We start from the raw sequence: 1,775 nt of genomic DNA on the forward strand, positions 1-1,775 counted from the left end.
TAGTGGCACACTGATACTGACCACCTGATCGGAAGTGATATGCTCACCTCCACAACATGACAAGTGATCACATGGCTAAACTGAACCGCCCCGGGAATCCTGGAGACTAAACTCCCTGAGAGAGAGGTAACAGGATGAATAAAAATATTCGCTTTTCCCCTGAGGTCCGCCAGCGGGGCGTCCGCATGGTTCTGGAAAGTCTGGACGAATACAACTCACAATGGGCCGCCCTCAGTTCCATTGCCCCGAAGATCGGTTGCACACCGGAGACCCTGCGCGTCTGGGTTCGTCAGCATCAACGGGATGCCGGTGGCGGTGATGGCGGACTCAGGGGTTCTACGCCGGAAACCTAGATTTTTCCGCGACCAGTGTCGGCTGGACTGTTACATAAACGACCGGTTAAGTGACAATCATTAAAACAACGGCTCGATGTGGAAAGTCGTCACATAACCCGTAATTTATTCAACGTTATGCAAATCATATGGTCTTTAGCTTTGATGACGGAATTTTCTGGAGTTCCTGCGTACAACCCCAAGATCGGCATTGAGCCATCTCATGACTGAAAATTACTGTTCCGTGCCGGGTGGCGCATGCAATTGTTAAAGGAAAACAGCAGGAATGCTGTCACGCCACAGAGGGCGTCACTTAAAAATCATGCCTGCTCGTCTTCTTTACCGTAGTAAAGCTTACCGAGCTGAATCAGAGGACGGCCCTGGGATTTGCGGTGCAGGTTGCTGTCACGCAGCGAATAAACGCAGCCACAGTATTCCTGTTGGTAGAACTGCTCGCGCTTGCTGATTTCAATCATGCGCGACGAACCGCCCTGCTTGCGCCAGTTATAGTGCCAGTACACTATTCCCTGATAGTGCGCGGCGGCCCGCTGTCCGCAGTCGTTGATTTGCTGCATATTCTTCCAGCGCGAAATGCCCAGTGAGCTACTGATCACGCTGAAGCCATTTTCAGCGGCGTATAGCGCCGTCCGTTCAAAGCGCATGTCAAAACACATGGTGCATCGAATGCCGCGCTCAGGCTCCCATTCCATGCCTTTAGCGCGCTCAAACCAGTTATCCGTGTCGTAATCCGCATCGATAAACGGAACACCGTGCTGTTCTGCAAAGCGAATATTCTCATCTTTACGAAGCAGATATTCTTTCTTCGGGTGAATGTTTGGGTTATAGAAGAAGATGGTGTAGTCGATTCCCGAGGCCTGGATCGCCTCCATAACCTCACCGGAACAGGGGGCGCAGCACGAGTGTAGTAGCAGTTTGTCTGCCCCGTTCGGGAGTTCCAGTTTAGGGCGTTTTAAATCAGCGCTGGTCATTAATTTATTCGTTGGGGTAATGATAATTAAGAAGAGTGTAGCATCAGAGGTGAACTATCGGGAATAGCGGCCCGCCTCGTACAAATTCCACAATGTCCGCTCCTGACACTCACTCGTAAAGATCCTCACTGTTCCTTCCAACCATAATGCTTTTTGTTATGATCAAAATGGCGTGACGACTATTCGGTCTATTAGACTGTTTCTTTGGTTCTTCGCTCCTGATCGCATTCAAGGACCAGTGGTTTTTCCCGGCGGGCAGCGGAGGCCAGATTTGCAAGGATGTCTTCACTGTTTCCTTTACCATAGCCGCCGTGAGTAATGAAGGGAATGAATAATTTGTCCGCAAGGTTGTGACTGCTGTAGTGGTCAACTAATACTGGCCACAGCATTAGACTGTAAGTAGTACAGCCGCTCAGATTCGTTGGGCGTCAGACCGCCGTTATACCAGTGGGGC

At 50.5% G+C, this 1,775-nt stretch carries 1 protein-coding gene and 2 pseudogenes; 1 reads left to right on the top strand and 2 read right to left on the bottom strand.

Annotation, left to right across the window (positions count from 1 at the left end; genetic code table 11):
• Window positions 1–134: 134 nt before the first annotated feature.
• Window positions 135–329: pseudogene (locus BBW68_RS06145) on the top strand (IS3 family transposase); the annotation flags it as partial.
• A 323-nt stretch (window positions 330–652) separates the two neighbouring features.
• Here BBW68_RS06145 and BBW68_RS06150 read toward each other — a convergent pair.
• Window positions 653–1,321: an epoxyqueuosine reductase QueH gene (locus tag BBW68_RS06150; RefSeq protein WP_083264813.1), complete on the bottom strand. Its 669-nt coding sequence runs from the start codon at window positions 1,319–1,321 to the stop codon at window positions 653–655.
• A 191-nt stretch (window positions 1,322–1,512) separates the two neighbouring features.
• Window positions 1,513–1,683 (bottom strand): annotated as a pseudogene (locus BBW68_RS19615) (flavodoxin); the annotation flags it as partial.
• Window positions 1,684–1,775 lie beyond the last annotated feature (92 nt).

It is taken from the genome of Candidatus Erwinia dacicola, from assembly GCF_001756855.1.
Lineage (GTDB): Bacteria > Pseudomonadota > Gammaproteobacteria > Enterobacterales > Enterobacteriaceae > Erwinia > Erwinia dacicola.